At 68.1% G+C, this 17,794-nt stretch carries 14 protein-coding genes, 1 tRNA gene and 2 pseudogenes; 3 read left to right on the forward strand and 14 right to left on the reverse strand.

The annotated features are described in order from the left end of the window. Positions 1-15 precede the first annotated feature (15 nt). From ACFXMV_RS20985 to ACFXMV_RS21050, 14 genes and pseudogenes are all read right to left on the reverse strand, one after another. Complete coding sequence (locus ACFXMV_RS20985) at positions 16-144, reverse strand: hypothetical protein (protein WP_378503307.1); 129 nt, start codon at positions 142-144, stop codon at positions 16-18. 162 nt (positions 145-306) lie between these two features. Further along, positions 307-537 (reverse strand): hypothetical protein, encoded by a 231-nt coding sequence (locus tag ACFXMV_RS20990; RefSeq protein WP_378502532.1) that lies wholly within the window; start codon positions 535-537, stop codon positions 307-309. Between the two features lie 25 nt (positions 538-562). Then, on the reverse strand, positions 563-745 hold the full coding sequence (locus tag ACFXMV_RS20995; protein ID WP_378502533.1) for a hypothetical protein: 183 nt from the start codon (positions 743-745) through the stop codon (positions 563-565). 273 nt (positions 746-1,018) lie between these two features. Next, a pseudogene (locus tag ACFXMV_RS21000) lies at positions 1,019-1,722 on the reverse strand (DUF222 domain-containing protein); the annotation flags it as partial. 216 nt (positions 1,723-1,938) lie between these two features. Then, positions 1,939-2,757 (reverse strand): annotated as a pseudogene (locus ACFXMV_RS21005) (DUF222 domain-containing protein); the annotation flags it as partial. A 498-nt stretch (positions 2,758-3,255) separates the two neighbouring features. Further along, on the reverse strand, positions 3,256-4,932 hold the full coding sequence (locus ACFXMV_RS21010) for a cutinase family protein (protein WP_378503308.1): 1,677 nt from the start codon (positions 4,930-4,932) through the stop codon (positions 3,256-3,258). Positions 4,933-5,159: 227 nt separating this feature from the next. Beyond that, positions 5,160-5,648, reverse strand: a complete 489-nt coding sequence (locus tag ACFXMV_RS21015) for a GNAT family N-acetyltransferase (protein ID WP_378500892.1) — start codon at positions 5,646-5,648, stop codon at positions 5,160-5,162. Positions 5,649-5,706: 58 nt separating this feature from the next. Continuing rightward, on the reverse strand, positions 5,707-6,609 hold the full coding sequence (locus ACFXMV_RS21020; protein WP_378500888.1) for an oxidoreductase: 903 nt from the start codon (positions 6,607-6,609) through the stop codon (positions 5,707-5,709). Between the two features lie 208 nt (positions 6,610-6,817). Further along, positions 6,818-7,471, reverse strand: a complete 654-nt coding sequence (locus ACFXMV_RS21025) for a hypothetical protein (protein ID WP_378500889.1) — start codon at positions 7,469-7,471, stop codon at positions 6,818-6,820. A 219-nt stretch (positions 7,472-7,690) separates the two neighbouring features. Then, positions 7,691-8,917 (reverse strand): serine hydrolase domain-containing protein, encoded by a 1,227-nt coding sequence (locus tag ACFXMV_RS21030; protein WP_378500890.1) that lies wholly within the window; start codon positions 8,915-8,917, stop codon positions 7,691-7,693. 39 nt (positions 8,918-8,956) lie between these two features. Then, positions 8,957-9,598, reverse strand: coding sequence for a DUF2461 domain-containing protein (locus ACFXMV_RS21035; RefSeq protein WP_378500891.1), 642 nt, complete (start codon positions 9,596-9,598; stop codon positions 8,957-8,959). Positions 9,599-9,669: 71 nt separating this feature from the next. Beyond that, on the reverse strand, positions 9,670-10,653 hold the full coding sequence (locus ACFXMV_RS21040; protein WP_378503309.1) for a ribose-phosphate diphosphokinase: 984 nt from the start codon (positions 10,651-10,653) through the stop codon (positions 9,670-9,672). Next, positions 10,650-12,128 carry a bifunctional UDP-N-acetylglucosamine diphosphorylase/glucosamine-1-phosphate N-acetyltransferase GlmU gene (gene glmU / locus ACFXMV_RS21045; RefSeq protein ID WP_378503310.1) on the reverse strand — a complete coding sequence of 493 codons (1,479 nt, stop codon included), beginning with the start codon at positions 12,126-12,128 and terminating at the stop codon, positions 10,650-10,652. The genes ACFXMV_RS21040 and glmU overlap by 4 nt, the downstream gene beginning before the upstream one ends. Before the next feature lie 57 nt (positions 12,129-12,185). Further along, positions 12,186-12,256, reverse strand: a tRNA-Gln gene (locus tag ACFXMV_RS21050). A gap of 139 nt (positions 12,257-12,395) precedes the next feature. On the opposite strand from ACFXMV_RS21050, the gene ACFXMV_RS21055 reads away from it, so the two are divergent. The 3 genes from ACFXMV_RS21055 (at position 12,396) to mfd (ending at position 17,791) form a co-directional block, all read left to right on the forward strand. After that, positions 12,396-13,034: a TetR/AcrR family transcriptional regulator gene (locus ACFXMV_RS21055; RefSeq protein WP_378499712.1), complete on the forward strand. Its 639-nt coding sequence runs from the start codon at positions 12,396-12,398 to the stop codon at positions 13,032-13,034. A 180-nt stretch (positions 13,035-13,214) separates the two neighbouring features. Beyond that, complete coding sequence (locus tag ACFXMV_RS21060; protein WP_378499713.1) at positions 13,215-13,850, forward strand: ScbR family autoregulator-binding transcription factor; 636 nt, start codon at positions 13,215-13,217, stop codon at positions 13,848-13,850. A gap of 257 nt (positions 13,851-14,107) precedes the next feature. Then, positions 14,108-17,791, forward strand: a complete 3,684-nt coding sequence (gene mfd, locus ACFXMV_RS21065) for a transcription-repair coupling factor (RefSeq protein WP_378503311.1) — start codon at positions 14,108-14,110, stop codon at positions 17,789-17,791. Positions 17,792-17,794: the final 3 nt, after the last annotated feature.

Genomic DNA, 17,794 nt, shown 5'->3' on the forward strand with positions numbered 1-17,794 from the left:
CCCGGCGCCATGGCGTCAGGACATCGAGGCCAGGAGGAGTCCGCCTCCGATAGCGGCGGCGGCGCCGCCAGCCAGTCCGGCGACGATTCCGAGCATGTCCGCGGCCGAGGCGAGGCTGGCCATATCAGTCTGGGACGATCCCATTGTGTTTCTCCTAATAGCGGTTGTCGTGAGTGATGCACGTCTCAGTGCGCCGCCATTGTTGCCAGAGAAATCGGTCTGCCTGACCGCTCGTCCCGGTGACTGAGACCACACCCGGCGAGGTGTGTCGGTGGCCGGTCGCAGGTCGATCCGGATGTATAGGTGCTATTCGCAGGCCGCCATCTCCGTGGAGGTGTCGGCGTCGGACATGCAGACGCTGTAGCTGGTCCAGTCGTCGCTGATCCTGTCGATGTCGTTGCCGAAGTTCTCGACGGCGGTGAAGAACATGACGATGCCGGCAATGCCCCCGGCAATTGCCAGCGCACCGAGGAAGGCGCCGGTGATGGTGGTCTTCGCGTTGGTGGCCTTGTTCCTGCGGACCGACCCCGCCCCCATGCGGTGCGTTCATTGTGCGAACGGATCAGGCCGCAGCGTTAGTGAGGACCGCCGCGACGATGTTGTCGGTGATGGCGGCCCGGGTCGATGCGGCGACGTTGAACTCGTGGTTGCGGCGGGCCGCGATGGCCAGTCGGTGCGCCGCCTCGTTGAGCGGATGCCCCGCGTGCCCCCGCTCCCAGCTGAACCGAACCCGCCTCCGACGCACAGCTCGTGGATGTGGGTGACCGTGGTCAGCACCGCGCCGTCGCACCGCCCGACGAAACCGTTCAGGTGCTTCGGATGCGGAACTCGAATCCGCAGGGCGCCAGTTGGTGTGCGGTCTGACCTTGCCGCCTCAATGCCTGCGATCAGGATATTAAATTGGAGAACAACTTTGATCGCGCGAAGGTTAACCAGTGGCTACGGGGTTGCAGGTAGACCGAAGTGTTTCGCGGCGCGAGAAATCTCCACGCTCGACTGGTGGCTGATCGCGTCACTCCTAGGCGGCGTCGGGCTTTCGGGGTTCGTCGTCCGCCGCGGAATTGTCTTCGTGGGTGAGGTATTCGCCTGGGTGGTGGTAGTGGTTGATGCGTCCGGTTCTGGTGGGGTCGATGTGTTTCGGTGGGTGCCAGAGGGTGCGGCCGGGGTAGGGGTGGTCGGGTCCGGCTTGGGTGGTGGCCCATTGGTGGTCGCCGGGGCCGACGAGGGGGTGGTGGTCCTCGCAGCCGAAGGTGGGGGTCCCTCCCTGCACGAAGTGCTCGGGGGAAGGTCGTCGGCGTTGGTGTTGCCGCCGTCGGCCCATTCTTTCCGGTGGTGGGCTTGGGATCTGCTTCCGGCGTTGGGGCAGCCGGGGTAGGTGCAGCCGCGGTCTTTGGCGTACAGGATGATTCGTTGGTCGTCGGTGGCGAGGCGTTTGGTGCGGCCGAGGTAGAGGGGTCGGCCGTCGTCGTTGTCGAAGATGGCGAGGTAGTGGTGGGCGTGTGCGGCGAGCCGGATGGCGTCTCGCATGGGTATGAGGCTGCCGCTGCCGGTGATGGCGACGCCTGCGGCGGATTCGAGTTCGCGCAGGGTCATGGTGACGATGACGGTGACGGGTAGTCCGCGGTGTTGTCCGAGTTCGCCGGAGGCGAGGACGGAGCGCAGGACCTTCTTGAGGGCGTCGTGTTGGCGTTGGCCTTCGGGTCGGGTGTCCCGGGCGGCTGCTGCTTTCCTGGGTTCGAAGTCGCTTGGCGCGGTGCCGTCGTCGGGTTCGGTGTCATTGGGCGTGGCGCCGTCGGCCCGGTTGCTGCGGGTCCCGTTGCCGTCGTCCGGGTAGCCGTCGGGTTCGTTGTCGTTGGGCGTGGTGGCATCCGCCCCGTTGCTGCCGGTCCTGTTGCCGTCGTCGTCGGCGTCGGCGTCGGCGTCGTTGCCGGGCGTGCGGGTGTCGGGTTCGCCGCCCTCCTCTTCGCTGTCGGTGGTTTCGTTGGGGGTGTCGTCGGTTGGGTTGCCCATGCCGGGTTTGGCGGCTTTGGCGAAGATCGCTTCGAGGTAGGCGCGGGTTTCCGGGTCCACGCAGAAGCTGCCCTTGGTCATTTTGTCTTTGCCTTGCTTGCCCATTCGGAAGTAGCTCTTGCGGGCGCGGTCGGCTTCGTCGTCGAGTTTGCCGTCGGGGTCGAGGAAGTTGGCGAGCCGCTCGGCGGCGACCTTGAGTTCGTCGGGGCGCAGGGTGCGGGCGTGTTCGGCGAGGTCGCGTTCGGCCTGGTCGCGGGTGCCCTGATCGATGGCGTCGGGCAGGTGTCGCAGGAAGGTGCGGATGACGTCGACGTGGGCGGGGTTGATTTCGCCTTGGTGGGCGGCGGTGGCGGTGGCGGGCATTTCGGGGTCGAGGGGTTGGCCGTCGAAGGCGATCCGAGACCCGAGTTGGTGGGCGACGTGGATTCGCTCGCTCGCGGCCGTCAGGCTGATGTGCAGGGTGTTGGCGAGGAGTTCGCGGAGGTTCGTGCCGCCGAGGGTGTCGCAGGCGCGTTGTTCGACGAGTTGGTTGATGAGGGTGTGGCCGAGGGCGGGCAGGGTGCGGGCGATGGTTTCGAGGCGTGTGAGGACTTGGATGCGGTCGGGGTTGGGCAGCATCTGGTAGTTGAGGGTTCGTAGGGTGGCGGTGGCGGATTCGAGGTCGCGCAGGGCGGCGGTGATGGCGTCGGCGGTGGCGGCGTCACCGATGGGTGTCGCGTCGCTCGCATCGGACGGCATCGAATGCATGTTCTAATTGTATCGACGGGGTCCGACATCTTTTGGGCCGGAATCGACGCCGATGGAACGAAGCGTGGTCGTGCGGAAATCAACGATCGGGCTGCCGTCAGGCCCTAATGGCGATCCGGTGCTCGTTCCGTTCAAGGCAGGTCAACGTCCGATTCCGCATTCCGGCGTAATCCCACAGTTGCGGGCGGCCTCGCTGGTGTGGCCGGTCCAGAAGGACACGGCGGCGGCCGTCGACGTTTTCGCACCACCTCGCGGCAGAACCCGACTGCAGCTGGCTGCCGAACTCCGACCTGGGCGAGGTCTCCAGCGCCGATGAACTCGTGGACGACTCCGCATCACCTGTCGTCCGGCCTACAGCGAAGCGCCTTCTCTACTACCGCCGGAGAAGTGACGGCAGCAGCACGTCCCTGCCCGACAAGTTGAAGCGAGCGGGGGCTCCCGCCTTCGCCCGCACCTACAGGGGCTGGACATCACTGCGCTCATGAGCGCGCAGTAGACCTACCCGGTCGGGCTCGGAGCTGGAGCGGTCGTGGTTGCTGCCACAGCTGTGGCAGCAGGCGCGCCGGCCGTAGGCGTGGTGGTGTCGGGTGACGCCTCTGTGGTGGCGGCGGACTCGGTCGCGTCGTCCTCGTTCGGCATCGTGGCCGCCGATGTCGTTGTGGCGGTCGGTGTCTCGGTGGGTACGGTGTCAGTCGTCGTCGTCGACGACGCGGTCGACTCTGCCTCCGGCGGAGTGTCCGCGAGGAGCTTGGCCGTGGGTGCGGCCGACGCCGTCGGCGTGGCCGACACAGTGGTGGTGGCGCCTGCCGCGCTGCCCGCAGCGTCCGGCTGCTTCGACGGAGTGATCGGTTGCCCGTTCTGTGCCTGCTCCGCGAGATGCGTCAACCACGCGGCGGCGTACTCGGCGGAGGTCAGCGGCTTGCCGTTGGCCGTGTCCGCGTCACGCCAATAATCGAAGTGGTGACCGGTATCTGGTCCCAACGTCAACTGATACGGGTCGCTCATCACCACCGGGATCGTGTTCTGGTTCGTTGTGATGAGGCCGATGATCTCCTTGAACACCTTCTGCGGCAGGTAGGCCAGCGGCGACATTTCGCCGGCCGAGATGGAGCTGGCCTTGGTCGGCGCCTGAGCGGGCTCGCTCGGCTTGTACGACGGCGCCGACACCGTCAGCAGCACGTCGAGGAACGTCTGGTCGCTCTGCATCCAGTTGGGCTGCGACCCGATCTCCGCGAACGCGTCCATTGCGATGCGGCTGAGCGTCACGGCCACGTCCTGCCCCGTCGCCGGGGTCAGCCCCTCGCGCTCGAGCGTGTCGATGTTCAGTTGCCTGCCCACGTTGACGACGAGTTGCAGCAGCGAGATGTTCTCCGGAATCGCGCAGGTGAGGTCGTTGTCGGAGCAGAACGACGCGACCTTCCCGCCCAGCGCACCGAAATCGTCGCCACCGGTGTCCGGCAGCGCGCCCTGCCCTCCGGTCGGGGTCGTGCCGTCCTGGTACTTCTTGTCGAAGCCGTCCGGATTGGCGAACGGATTCTTCGCGCCGGGGAACGGGCCCTGCTCTACCGCGCGGCCCGCGTCGGCGAGGATGACGACACCGACGACGTTCGCCGGATCGACGATTCCGTATGTACCGTCCTGGTCGGCGGTCTGGTGCCCGACGTCCATCGCGACGCGTCGCGCGACATCGGCGCCCTCGCTGTAGCCGACGACCGCGAACTTCGTGTCGGGGCACGACACCTGGATCTCACGCATGACCGTCTTGGTGTTGGCGACGCCCGCGGCGACCGCATCCTCGTAGTTGTTCATGTTCGCGGGGTACGCGATGTAGACCGCCGCGTACGAGCCCGGGTCGACGGCGCCGCCCGGTGCATTGACGACCGGATCGACCCAATGGCTCTTGTAGTCGCTCGACAGGGCGGCCGGCAATTCCTTGCCGTCGGGATCGACGAGCATCTTCGTGGTTCCCGAGACTGGGGTGTCGTTGCGACCGGCCACCGAGATGGTCACCATGTCGTGGCATTCGGTGGTCGACGCCGTCAACTCGGTGTTCGCCGTGCGAGGCGCGGGGGACAGGGCCCACGAGAGCGTGACCACTGCCGTCACCCCCACGACCGTGGGCGCAATCATGGCCGAGACGATTCGATGGCGCCTGACAAATCCGCGAAGTGTCATTGCTCGCTCCCAACTCAGACTCCCCACACACACGCCGTCCTACCCCCGAGCGGTGTGCCGCATTATCGGATACATCGTCGCGGCGGACGTGAGTGTTAACCGACTGGGCGGTTCGAATTTCGGCAATCCTATTGGGTTCGGCACGCACGAGCTGGGAGGCTCGTCGACGGCGTTGAGCTGAACTTGTGAGTGCGCCGTGCCCAAACTGGGTGGGACACGAAGCCGCGCTACAGCGTCAACTGCATGAATGTCATGTCCAGCCAACGTCCGAACTTCATGCCGACCTCCGGCATCACCGCCACCGTGCGGAAACCGAACCGCTCGTGCAACGCGATCGAGGTGGCGTTGCTGGACTCGATGCTGGCCACCATGACGTGCACGCTGCCCGCCCGCGCCCGCTCGATCAGCTCCGTCATCAGCTGGGACGCGATGCCCTGTCGATGGTGGTCGACGTGCACGTACACCGAGTTCTCCACGGTGTACCGGTAACCGCTCTTGGCCCGCCACACCCCGTAGGACGCGTACCCCGCGACCCGACCCCCCGCGTCAGCCACGAGCACCGGGTATCCCGCGCGGCGACGTGCCTCCAGCCACGCGCGTCGGTCGTCGACGTCCACCGTCTCCTCGTCCCAGATCGCGGTGGTGTTGCGCACCGCCTCGTTGTGGATCTCGAGGATGCCGGGCAGGTCGGCGATGTCGGCGTCGCGGATCTGGATGCTCACCCCGTCATGGTGACGCACCCGGCCACGACTCCTACCGCCGACGCTCCGCAGCTCATCGGTTTCGTAGTGCGTCGGCCGGAAATCGCACGCCGGTCAGTTCCTCCGAGGCGGCCCACAGCCGCTTCGCCAGCTCGGCGTCGGCCGCCTCCGCGGTGCGCCCGACCAGCGTCGGGTAGCCGCGGATCTCGTAGAACCCGTCCGGTCCGACGTAGCTCGCGCCGGGCAGGTCCTGACTCGCCGCGAACAGCGTCGGCAGGGCGCCCGCGTCGGCATCCTGCGCGATCAGCTTGTTCCCGATCGACATGACGGCGCCAGCTAGGCGGTTGCCGGAGTGACTCTGCAGGTTCGTCGCGGCCCACCCCGGATGCGAGTTCAGCGCACGCACGGGCGAGCCTGCCTTGTCCAGCAGGCGCGCCAGCTCGAGGGAGAACAACAGGTTGGCGAGCTTGGACTGCCCGTACGCGCCCGTCCGGTCGTAGCGCCGCGACTCCCAGTTGAGGTCGTCGAGGTCGACGGTGCCGCGGCGGTGTGCCTGTGAGGCGAGGGTCACGACGCGGTCGGTGATGTGCGGCAACAGCAGGTTCGTCAACGCGAAGTGGCCGAAATGGTTGGTGCCGAGCTGGCTTTCGAAGCCGTCCTTGGTGCGGCCCTCGGGCACCATCATGATCCCGGCGTTGTTCACCAGGACGTCGATGTCGCCGGTCCACTCCTCGGCGAAGCGCCGCACCGAGGCGAGGTCGGCGAGGTCGAGGGCGCGCACCTCTGCGGCACCGGTGATGGTGCCTGCCGCTTGCTTGCCGCGGCCAACGTCGCGGACGGCCAGCACGACGCGGGCGCCGACACGGGCGAGTTCGCGGGCGGTCGCCAGGCCGAGGCCGCTGTTGGCACCCGTGATGACGACGGTGCGCCCATCGAAGGAGGGCAGGTCCGCGGAGCTCCATCTGCGGTTCGTCATGCGTCCAATGTAGGCACGGCAAGCACAGCCCCACATGCGTAGCCGAGCTGCCCGCGGCGACCGAACGGGCGTTCCGCTTCGTCGGCGCCGGGTTCGTGTCAGCGGAACTGGGGGAGAGCCTGCTCGGTGACCTCGTCACGCAGATCATGAACGGCCTGCGCCCCCGAAAGTAGCGGGGCGCAAGCCGTCAGGAGTGGACGCGGGATGGTCAGCCGTTGATGCCGCGGCGGGTCTTCTCCAACGCGGCCAGCATGCGCAGGATCGAGGACTTCTGGTTGCCGAGATCGGTGAGCCGGGCGCGGGCGGCCAGGCCCTGACCCGACTCGGCGATGGCGATCTGTTCGTCGACAGACGCGAGCTGGTCGAGCAGTCCGGTCACGCGGGCCTCGAGGGTGGCCATGTCGACGGTCGTGGTCGGTGCAGAGGCGGCCGGGGTCGACGCCGGCGATGCCGAGGCGGCCTTCGGGGCCGAGCGGCGCGGCGCGGGCGCGGTCTCGGCGACGACCGCGGCAGCGCGCGGACGCAGGGCCTTGCGGACCATGGCCGGGTCCGGCGGGGTCTCGAGTCGGATCTGGTTCAGGACGGCGCGGGCGTCGCGGGCGGTCACGCGCCACTCCCGCTCTTCCTCGTCGTCGGACTGCAGCGTGCCGCCGAGCGGTCGCAGGCCGTACATCCCGAGAAAGCGTCGAGCGCCCTCGATGATTTCTTCGTTCTCGCGGCAGGTCGCGCAGCGCGGCTCGTTGCGGTACATGTCCACGGACTCCGCGTCGCCGCACCAGACGCAGGCGCCGGGAACCCAACGCCTGGCCGTCCGCATCGTCGTGGTTCCGGACTGGCCATCGAGTGTCTGCGCGTCAATCACGACGCATGACAATAGGGCAGAGCGAGGCGGGCCTCGACACCGGCTGGCAACCAACCTGCAGTTCTGCATTCCGGCGTGATCAATCTCATGTTCATGCGGCGGCGCGGCGGGCCGCGACCGGGTCAAACGGTTGCCGCGCAAGAGGTTTCCGTCACCAGCCGCGCGACCCGACGGTGCCGATGAGTCGGACCCCGACTGTGCGCGGTCGGCGGACGGGTGCTACTTCGGCGACGCCGGTGGGGCGTCGGCGGGGGCGAGTTGGGTGCCGATCTTCCGGAAGAGGATGTCGGCCTCGTTCTTGTAGGCGCCGGTCTCGTCGAAGGCGGCCGGGTCGTAGGTGACGGCGACGGCGATCGCGACCTTCTGCGACGGCAGGTAGGCCTCGACCGCGGCGTACCCGGAGAACAGCGGGCTCTGCAGCAGCCAGTCGCCGCTGATGACGATCCCGAGCCCGTAGGTGTAGTTCTCCGACTGCACGAAGCAGGTGGGGCAACCGGGGAGGGTGGTCGTCTTGCCGCGCAGATCCTTCGACACCATCTTCCGGAACGACTCAGGGGACAGCAGCGTGCCGGTGCCCATCGCGACCGCAGTGTCGTGCAGGTCGAAGATGTCGGTGGTCTGGATGGCCCCGTGGGTGATGCTCCAGGACGGGTTCCAGAAGGTGGACTCCTCGTAGAACGGCGCGCCCGCCGGTACCTTGAGGAAACCGCGACGCTCGGAGCTGAAGGCGTGCAGGGCGGGCTCGGTGATGGCTGCGGTGCCCGGGTCGGTGGTGTTCGTCAGCCCGAGCGGGCCGAGCACCTTGTCCTGCATCAGGTCCGTCATCTTCTGCCCGGTGATCTTCTCCAGGGCCAGCCCGAGGATGACGTAGTTGGTGTGGGCGTAGTTCCAGTTCGTCCCTGGCTCGTAGAGCAGTGGCTTGGCCGTGGCGTAGGCGAGAAGCTCCTCGGGGGTCCAGCTGCGGAAGGGATCCGCGTAAATGGCTTCGTCGAACTCGGTGTTGCCGAGGACGTAGTCGGCGCAGCCCGAGGTCATCTGGGCGAGCTGGCCGAGGGTCACGCGGTCCGAATTGGGAATGTCGGGCAGCCAGGTCGACACCTTGTCGTCCAGGCTGACCTTCTTCTCGTCGACGAGCTGGAGCAGCAGGGTGGAGACGTAGGAGATCGCCACGGCGCCGTTGCGGAAGTGCATGTCGGTGGTGGCGGGCACGCCGGTCATCGACTCGCCGACGGCCTCGGTGACGATCTCCTTGCCGTCGACGGTGGCGCGCACGATCACCGACTTCAGGTGGCTCTCCGCCATGGCGTCGCGGACGATCTTCATCACCGCCTCGGCCTGGGCCGGATCGGCGGGTGACGGGGAAGACGAGGAGGTGTCCGTCGAGGTGCACGCGGCCACGAGACCGACCAGGCTCACGAGCACGAGGACGCGCCGAATCATTGCCATGGCTGATCTTGGCAGACCACGGCTGCCGCTGGTCGATTTCTAGGCAGGAGCCCCGAGCACGTCGGTCGCCCACTCGACCAGCGGGCGCATCGACTCCCAGGCCTTCCGGACCTCGGTCGCGGTACGCCTGCTGCCCAGCCACTTCGGCGAGGCGTACAGGCGACTGGCGGTCATCGTCTTGTGGCGCAGCAGCTCGATCCGCGGATGCTCGACGGAGAAGCCGCGTGGCACCGTCTTGAGCCGGTCGCCGCCGATCTCGAACTTCGCGGCCCTGAGGTCGCGGGTGATCGTTTCGAGCTGGCCGCCGCGCAGCTCGCCGTCGACGGCGGCGCGGAAGCGGGCGACACGATCCGGATCGGCCTGATAGAAACCGCCAGCCACGAAAAGCCCTCGGGCATCGACCTGTACGTAGAAGCCCAGGCCGGAACGCACCTCGCAGAACCCACCCTGATGAGTCTTGTAGGGCGACTTGTCCTTGGAGAACCGGACGTCGCGATACGGGCGAAATACCTTGCCCTGCCCGAAATCGGGCTCCAGCTCGGCGAGCAACGCCACCATGGGCGCGTGCACGGCCTCGTCGTAGACGGCCTTGTGCGCCGTCCACCAGCTCTTGCTGTTGTCCGCCTCGAGGTCCTCGTAGAAGTCCAGCGCGGCGACCGGGAACCCGGCGAACTCGGCCATGTGCAAAGGCTAGCGCCCGTGCGCGGTTAACGGGTCCAGGGACCCGCTAACCGCGCACGGGCGCGGAGCGCCTAGGCGCTGCCGTTGAAGAGGGAGGTCACCGAGCCGTTCTCGAAGACCTCCTTGATGGTGCGCGCGAGCAGCGGCGCGATGGAGAGCACCGTCAGCGTCGGGAACTGCTTCTCCTCGGGGATCGGCAGCGTGTTGGTCGTGATGACCTCCTTGGCGCCACAGGACGCCAGTCGCTCCGCGGCCGGGTGCGAGAAGATGCCGTGGGTGGTGGCGATGATGACGTCCCCGGCACCGGCGTCCTTGAGGACCTTCACCGCGCCTGCGATGGTGCCACCGGTGTCGATCATGTCGTCGATCAGCACGCAGGTGTGACCGTTGACGTCACCGACCACGCGGTTGGACTTGACCTGGTTCGGGACCAGCGGGTCGCGGGTCTTGTGCACGAACGCCAGCGGCGCGCCGTCGAGGGCGTCCGCCCACTTCTCGGCGACCTTGACGCGGCCGGCGTCCGGGGAGACGACGCAGATGTTGTCGGTGCCGTAGTTCTCCCGCACGTACTCGGCGAGCTGGCCCTGCGCGTGCATGTGATCGACCGGGCCGTCGAAGAAGCCCTGGATCTGATCGGTGTGCAGGTCGACGCTGATGATCCGGTCCGCGCCCGCGGTCTTGAGCAGGTCGGCTACCAGGCGAGCCGAGATCGGCTCGCGGCCGCGGTGCTTCTTGTCCTGGCGCGCGTACGGGTAGAACGGCAGCACCGCGGTGATCCGCTTGGCCGAACCACGCTTGAGCGCGTCGATCATGATCAGCTGTTCCATCAGCCACTGGTTCAGCGGAGCGGGGAAGCTCTGCAGGACGAACGCGTCCGAGCCGCGCACCGACTCCTCGAACCGGACGAAGATCTCGCCGTTGGCGAAATCAGTTGCCGTCTGCGGCGTCACCTGGATGTCGAGTTCCTTCGCGACCTGCTCGGCCAGCTCCGGATGGGCGCGACCAGAGAAGAGCATCAGGTTCTTCTGGTTGTCGATCCAATTCGCGCTACTCACTGATCTTCGCCATCCTTGTTCGTGTTCTCGGCTTGTTGCTGCTGTGCCCGCGACGCCGCTTCGGCCGCCGCGGTGTCGGGTCGGTTCCGCTCAACCCAACCCTCAATATTGCGCTGCTTGCCTCCAGAGACGGCGAGCGCCCCCGGCGGAACGTCGAACCGCAGCACCGTGCCCGCACCGGTGTAAGCACCGTCACCTACCTGCACCGGGGCGACGAACATCGTGTCGGACCCGGTGCGTACGTGCGACCCCACCACCGTACGGCTCTTGCTGACGCCGTCGTAGTTGACGAAGACGCTCGAGGCCCCGATGTTGCTGTGCTCACCGATCGTGGCGTCGCCGACATAGGTCAGATGCGGCACCTTCGAGTGCGCGCCGATGTCGGAGTTCTTCACCTCGACGAAGGCGCCCAGCTTGCCTGCCTCCCCGAGCACGGTGCCGGGGCGCAGGTAGGTGAACGGCCCGACGGTGGCTCCCGCGCCGATCGTCGAGCGGTCGGCATGAGTGCGGATCACGGTGGCGCCCTCGCCGACCACGACGTCGCTGAGGGTGGAGTCGGGGCCGATGACGGCGTCCTCGCCGATCGAGGTGCTGCCGTGCAGCTGGACACCCGGCCGGATGGTGGCGTCGCGGCCGATGGTCACGCCCACGTCGATCCAGGTGCTCGACGGATCGACGACCGCGACGCCTGCGCGCATGTGGGTCTCGAGGATGCGCCGGTTCATCTCGCGGGCGAGCTCCGCCAACTGCACCCGGTCGTTGGCGCCCGCGACCTTGGCCGGGTCGTCCAACTGTGCGGCGTACACGTCGCGGCCGGCGGTGCGGGCGATCTTCAGCACATCCGTGAGGTAGAACTCGTGCTGCACGTTGGTGGTGTCGAGCTTGGTCAACGCGTCCCGGAGGACCGTCGCGTCGAACGCATACACGCCCGAGTTGACCTCGGTGATCGCCACCTGCTCCGCGCTCGCGTCCGCGTGCTCGACGATCTCGAGCACCTCGCCATCGGAGTTCCGGACGATCCGGCCGTAGCCGTTCGGGTCGACGGGGAGGAAGGTCAGCACGGTGACCGCGGCGGGTGTCGGGGCGGACCAGTGCTCGTCGAGCAGCCCGAGCAGGGTGTGCCCATCGAGCAGCGGGACGTCGGCCGAGGTGACCAGCACGGTGCCGACGAAGTCGGCGGGCAGGGCGGCGAGTCCGCAGGCGACGGCGTGGCCGGTGCCGTTCTGCTGGTCCTGGACGGCCGTGGCGATCTCACGCCCCAGCTCGCTGGCGACGTCGGCGACCGCGGCGCCGACCGCTTCGCGTTCGTGCCCGATCACCGTCACCAGGTGGGCGGGGTCGAGTTCCGCCGCCGCGTGCAGCGCGTGCGCGAGCATCGAGCGTCCCGCCAGGCGATGGAGCACCTTCGGGGTCTTCGACCGCATCCGTGTCCCCGCACCCGCGGCGAGGACGACCACGGCGGTCTCGGCTGGCATGACGCTCCCTCGAACTCGAACCGGTGTGTACAGCTGCTGGTCACCCAGCAAATCGCGCTCCGCCGCCAGGACTCGAACCTGAACTATCTGAACCAAAATCAGAGGTGCTGCCATTACACTACGGCGGATTGCCGCACCTGCGGATTCGCGTCAGAAACCGGAGGCTCGACCCGGCCCCGCTGTGCGCCCACGATCCTCGCATGCGGCCGCGGATTTGGTCGAACCGCCTCGACTGAATCGATTCGCGCGCCGGATAGGCTGGGCGGCATGTCCCGACCCCCGCAGGCCCCCGGCGAACGACCCCCGCGGACGCGGATGACCGGCACCCAGCGTCGCGAGCAGCTGATCGAGATCGCGCGCAGCCTGTTCGCGGAACGCGGGTACGAGGCCACCTCCATCGAGGAGATCTCGGCGCGCGCGAGCGTCTCGAAGCCGGTCGTCTACGAGCACTTCGGCGGCAAGGAGGGTCTCTACGCCGTGGTCGTGGACCGCGAGATGTCGACCCTGCTCAACATGATCACCGCATCGCTTTCACAGAATCGCTCCCGGGTCCGGGTGGAGCGGGTGGCATTGGCCCTGCTCACCTACGTCGAGGAGCGCACCGACGGCTTCCGCATCCTGGTGCGTGACTCCTCGGTCACGGCGGCGGACGGCACGTATTCGTCCCTGCTCAACGACGCGGTCGGCCAGGTCGGGCACATCCTGGCCTCGGACTTCTCCAAGCGCGGCTTCGACCCGGAACTCGCCCCGCTCTACGCCCAGGCGTTGGTGGGGATGGTGTCGATGACCGCGCAGTGGTGGCTCGACGAACGAACGCCGCCCAAGGAGGTCGTGGCCGCGCACGTGGTGAACCTGTGCTGGAACGGACTGACCAACCTGGAGGCCGATCCGAAACTGGGTGAGTAGACGCCACGACGGTCATCGGGCTGCGGGGCGACCCGCGGTCTGGTTTTCGAGGGATTTGACCTCCCCGGTGTAAAGTTTCTTGTGGGTTTGTCTTCGGTGGCAGGCCCGATGATCCATGAAGTGGCGCACCGTCGGCAGTGTCACTGGCGGTCGGTTGCCCCGGTTGTCGAAGGTGGACGAATGGTCAGGCAGGAACGCGCCGAAGCGACGAGGAACGCGGTCCTGCGGGCCGCGGCGGATGTGTTCGCCCGATGTGGTTACGCGAACGCGAACCTCAGCGAGATCATCGCCCAGTCGGGTGTGACCAAGGGTTCGCTCTACTTTCATTTCGCCTCCAAGGAAGAACTGGCCAGGGGCGTCATCGACGAGGGCAACACTCGAGTAGAGGTGGCAGGCGCACCGTTGCGCGACCTGCGCGATCCCGCGTTGGAGACGATGATCGGGCTCTCGTTCCTGGTGACGGACGTGGCCGCAGCCGATCCGATCGTCGCGGCGATGTTGCGCCTGCAGCACGAGATCGGCGATCACCGCGGGACCGGCGAGAACCTCGTCGAGGTTTGGCAGCGAGGGCACTCGGACCTGGTCGAGCGGGCGATCGCCGAGGGCGACATCACCGCGGAGGCGGAGTCGCAGGCGATCGCGACGTTCATCTTCGATGCGTTGTTCGGCGGTCGGGTCGCAGCCGACGCGACCGGGAGCGTCGAACAACTGCCTGCCAGGATAGAAAACACCTGGCACTTCATCCTCGCGTCGATGGTCCCGGCCGAGAAGGTCGACTATTTCCGGGAGTTCACGCTTCGGCGATCACGGCGATGACCCCTTCGGAACCTGTCGGTTCACCGGCCTAGGGCATGTCTCCCAATCCCCTTGTCGGCGCCCCTGGCGTCCCATCGCCGCCCTGCTGCGTTGTCGTCGGCGCCGATACAACCCCGGTATCGGCTTCTCCTCCGCCTTGCCGGACGACGATCGTCCTGCCAGGTGCATCCGAGAGGGATTAGGAGATACGCCCTAGACTCTTTTGTGGTCGTCCACGCGGCGGCTCCACCCGTTCCGCGAGCCCAGGAGCATCGACGTTGTCTTCCCGTTCTTCGAACCCGGCGGCCGTCGACTCCCGTGAGTTTCCCCTCGCAGGAGTCTTCGGGGTGGCGCTCGCCGACCCCGCGTTCGACGGTGTGCGCGAGGCCATCGGCTCGGCCGCGCTCGATATCGTCGCCCCCACCCCGGCCAGGCCGTTCATCGCCACGGCCATCGCGGAGAAGACGCAGCTGCTGCTCGTGACCGCCACCGGCCGCGAGGCCGACGACCTGACCGCGGAGCTGCGTGAGGTGCTCGGCGACGCGGTCGCGCAGTTCCCGTCCTGGGAGACGCTGCCGCACGAGCGGCTCTCACCCGGCGCGGACACGGTCGGCCGCAGGCTCGAGGTGCTGCGCAGGCTGGCCCACCCGGACGACGCCGACTACGGCCCGCCCCTGCGGGTCGTCGTCACCACGGTCCGCTCGCTGGTGCAGCCGATGGCCCCCGGGCTCGGCGAGATCGAACCGATCACGCTTCGGGTCGGCTCCGAGCACGACTTCGACGCGCTGACGCATCGCCTCGTCGAGCTGGCCTACGCCCGGGTCGACATGGTCGGCAAGCGCGGCGAGTTCGCGGTCCGCGGCGGCATCCTCGACATCTTCTCGCCGACCGCCGATCACCCGGTGCGCGTGGAGTTCTGGGGCGACGAGGTAACGGAACTGCGTGCCTTCTCGGTGGCCGACCAGCGGTCGCTGCCCGAGCTCGAGATCGCCACCCTGATCGCACCGCCGTGCCGGGAGCTGCTGCTCACCGCGACAGTGCGGGATCGGGCGGCGGTGCTGGCTGCGGACAACGAGGCCGACGCGGCGCTGGTGGAGATGCTGGACAAGCTGTCGGCGGGCATCCCGGTCGAGGGCATGGAGGCGCTGCTGCCGGTGTTGCAGCACGGCGAGCTGGTGCTGCTGACCGACGCGCTGCCCGCGAACACGCACGTGCTGCTGTGTGACCCCGAGAAGATCCGCACCCGCGCGACGGACCTGGTGCGCACCGGGCAGGAGTTCCTGGAGGCGTCGTGGACGGCTGCCTCGGTGGGCGGGGCCGCGCCGCTGGACGCGTCGGCGATCGACACCTCGAGTTTCGGAGGCAAGGGGCTCGACCTGGCGGCCTCCGCCTACCGGTCGCTGCGGCAGGTGCGCGAGAGCGTCGAGGCGTCCGGCAGGCCCTGGTGGACGGTCAGCCCGCTCGCCTCGGGCAGCGGCGAGGAATTGCTCCTCGAGCTGCGGTCGGTGCCGGAGGTCCGCGGTTCCGACGAACTGCTGGCCGAGCTGTTCGTGACGCTGCGGGCACACGTGAGCGCGGGTGGCCGCGCCGCCATCGTGGTGGCCGGTTCCGGCACCGCGCACCGGGTGTTGGAGCGGCTCGCCGAGGCGGAGGTGCCCGCGACCGAGCTGGCGCCGGGCGCGGCGCCGGAACCGGGCGTGGTCGGAGTGCTCTGCGGCAGCCTGCACGACGGCCTGATGTTCCCAGGCGGAGACGCAGTTGATGCCGGCCTGGTGCTGATCACCGAGTCCGACCTCACCGGCAACCGCGTCGCGGCGGTCGGGGACGGTAAGCGGCTGCCCGCCAAGCGGCGCAACCAGGTCGATCCTCTCGCGCTGACCGCAGGCGACATGGTCGTCCATGACCAGCACGGCATCGGCCGGTTCGTCGAGATGGTCGAGCGGACCGTCGGCGGCGCGCGCCGCGAGTACCTGGTGATCGAGTACGCGGCCAGCAAGCGGGGCCATCCCGGCGACCGGCTGTTCGTGCCGATGGAGTCCCTCGACCAGCTCTCCCGCTACGTCGGTGGCGAGCTGCCCGCGCTGTCCAAACTCGGTGGCTCCGACTGGACCAACACGAAACGCAAGGCGCGCAAGGCTGTTCGTGAGATCGCGGGCGAGCTGGTGCAGCTATACGCCGCCCGGCAGGCGGCCCCCGGGCACGCCTTCGGCCCGGACACCCCGTGGCAGAAGGAGATGGAGGACGCGTTCGCGTTCACCGAGACCCACGACCAGCTGACGGTCATCGACGAGGTCAAGGCCGACATGGAGAAGCCGGTCCCGATGGACCGCGTCGTGATCGGCGACGTCGGCTACGGCAAGACGGAGGTCGCGGTCCGGGCCGCGTTCAAGGCGGTGCAGGACGGCAAGCAGGTGGCGGTCCTGGTGCCGACCACCCTTCTCGCGCAACAGCATCTGCAGACCTTCACCGAGCGGATGGCGTCCTTCCCCGTCAAGGTCCGCGGCCTGTCCCGGTTCACCGACGCGGGGGAGTCCAAGGAGATCATCGCGGGGATGGCAGACGGCGAGGTCGACGTCGTCGTCGGCACCCACCGGCTGCTGCAGACCGCGGTCCGCTGGAAGGACCTCGGGCTGGTGATCGTCGACGAGGAGCAGCGCTTCGGCGTCGAGCACAAGGAGCACATCAAGGCGCTGCGCACGCACGTCGACGTGCTCACCATGTCCGCCACCCCGATCCCGCGAACCCTCGAGATGAGCATGGCGGGCATCCGTGAGATGTCGACCATCCTCACCCCGCCGGAGGAGCGGCACCCGGTGCTCACCTATGTCGGCGCGTACGCCGACAAGCAGGTGGCCGCCGCGATCCGGCGCGAGCTGCTGCGCGACGGTCAGGTCTTCTACGTGCACAACCGGGTCAGCTCGATCGACAAGGCCGCCAAGCGACTTCGCGACCTGGTGCCCGAGGCGCGGGTGGTGGTCGCGCACGGTCAGATGAACGAGGAGACCCTCGAGAAGACGGTGCAGGGATTCTGGGAGCGCGAGTTCGACGTCCTGGTGTGCACCACGATCATCGAGACCGGCCTGGACATCTCCAACGCCAACACCCTGCTGGTCGAGCGGGCCGATTCGCTCGGCCTGTCGCAGTTGCACCAGTTGCGTGGGCGCGTGGGCCGCAGTCGCGAGCGCGGCTACGCCTACTTCCTGTACCCGCCGGAGAAGCCGCTCACCGAGACCGCGTACGACCGCCTCGCCACCATCTCGCAGAACTCCGACCTCGGCGCGGGCATGGCCGTCGCGATGAAGGACCTCGAAATCCGCGGCGCAGGAAATGTGTTGGGAGCCGAGCAGTCCGGACACGTCGCGGGCGTCGGTTTCGACCTGTACGTTCGGTTGGTCGGCGAGGCCGTGGAGGCGTTCCGTGCGGTCGCCGACGGCAGGCCGGTCACCACCGAAGAGGTGCAGAAGGAGGTGCGGATCGACCTGCCGGTGGATGCGCACATCCCGCCCGACTACGTGACCAGCGACCGCCTCCGGCTCGAGGCGTACCGGAAGCTGGCCGCAGCCACCGACTCCGAGGCCATCGCCGCGGTGATCGAGGAGCTCGTCGACCGGTACGGCCCGGTGCCGGAGGAGGTCGGCCGGCTGGTCTCGGTCGCCAAGTTGCGTCTGCTCTGCCGCGAGTTCGGCCTCGAGGAGGTCTCCGTGGCCGGAACCCAGCTCAAGATCGCGCCGATGCAGCTCCCGGACTCGAAGCAGCTGCGACTCAAGCGTCTGTACCCGAGCGCGCAGTACCGCGCGACGACCGGGATGGTGCAGCTTCCGTTGCCGCGCACCGGGTCCGGCGGCGTCGGCGCGGACCGGGTGCGCGACGTCGAGCTGCTGCAGTACATCGCTGACTTCCTGCTCGCCCTCGATGGCCGGGCGGCGGGGGCAGTGGACGTCAGGGTGCAGGCGGGGGCGTGAGGC

Source organism: Rhodococcus sp. NPDC059179, assembly GCF_042754885.1.
Taxonomy (GTDB): domain Bacteria; phylum Actinomycetota; class Actinomycetes; order Mycobacteriales; family Mycobacteriaceae; genus Rhodococcus_G.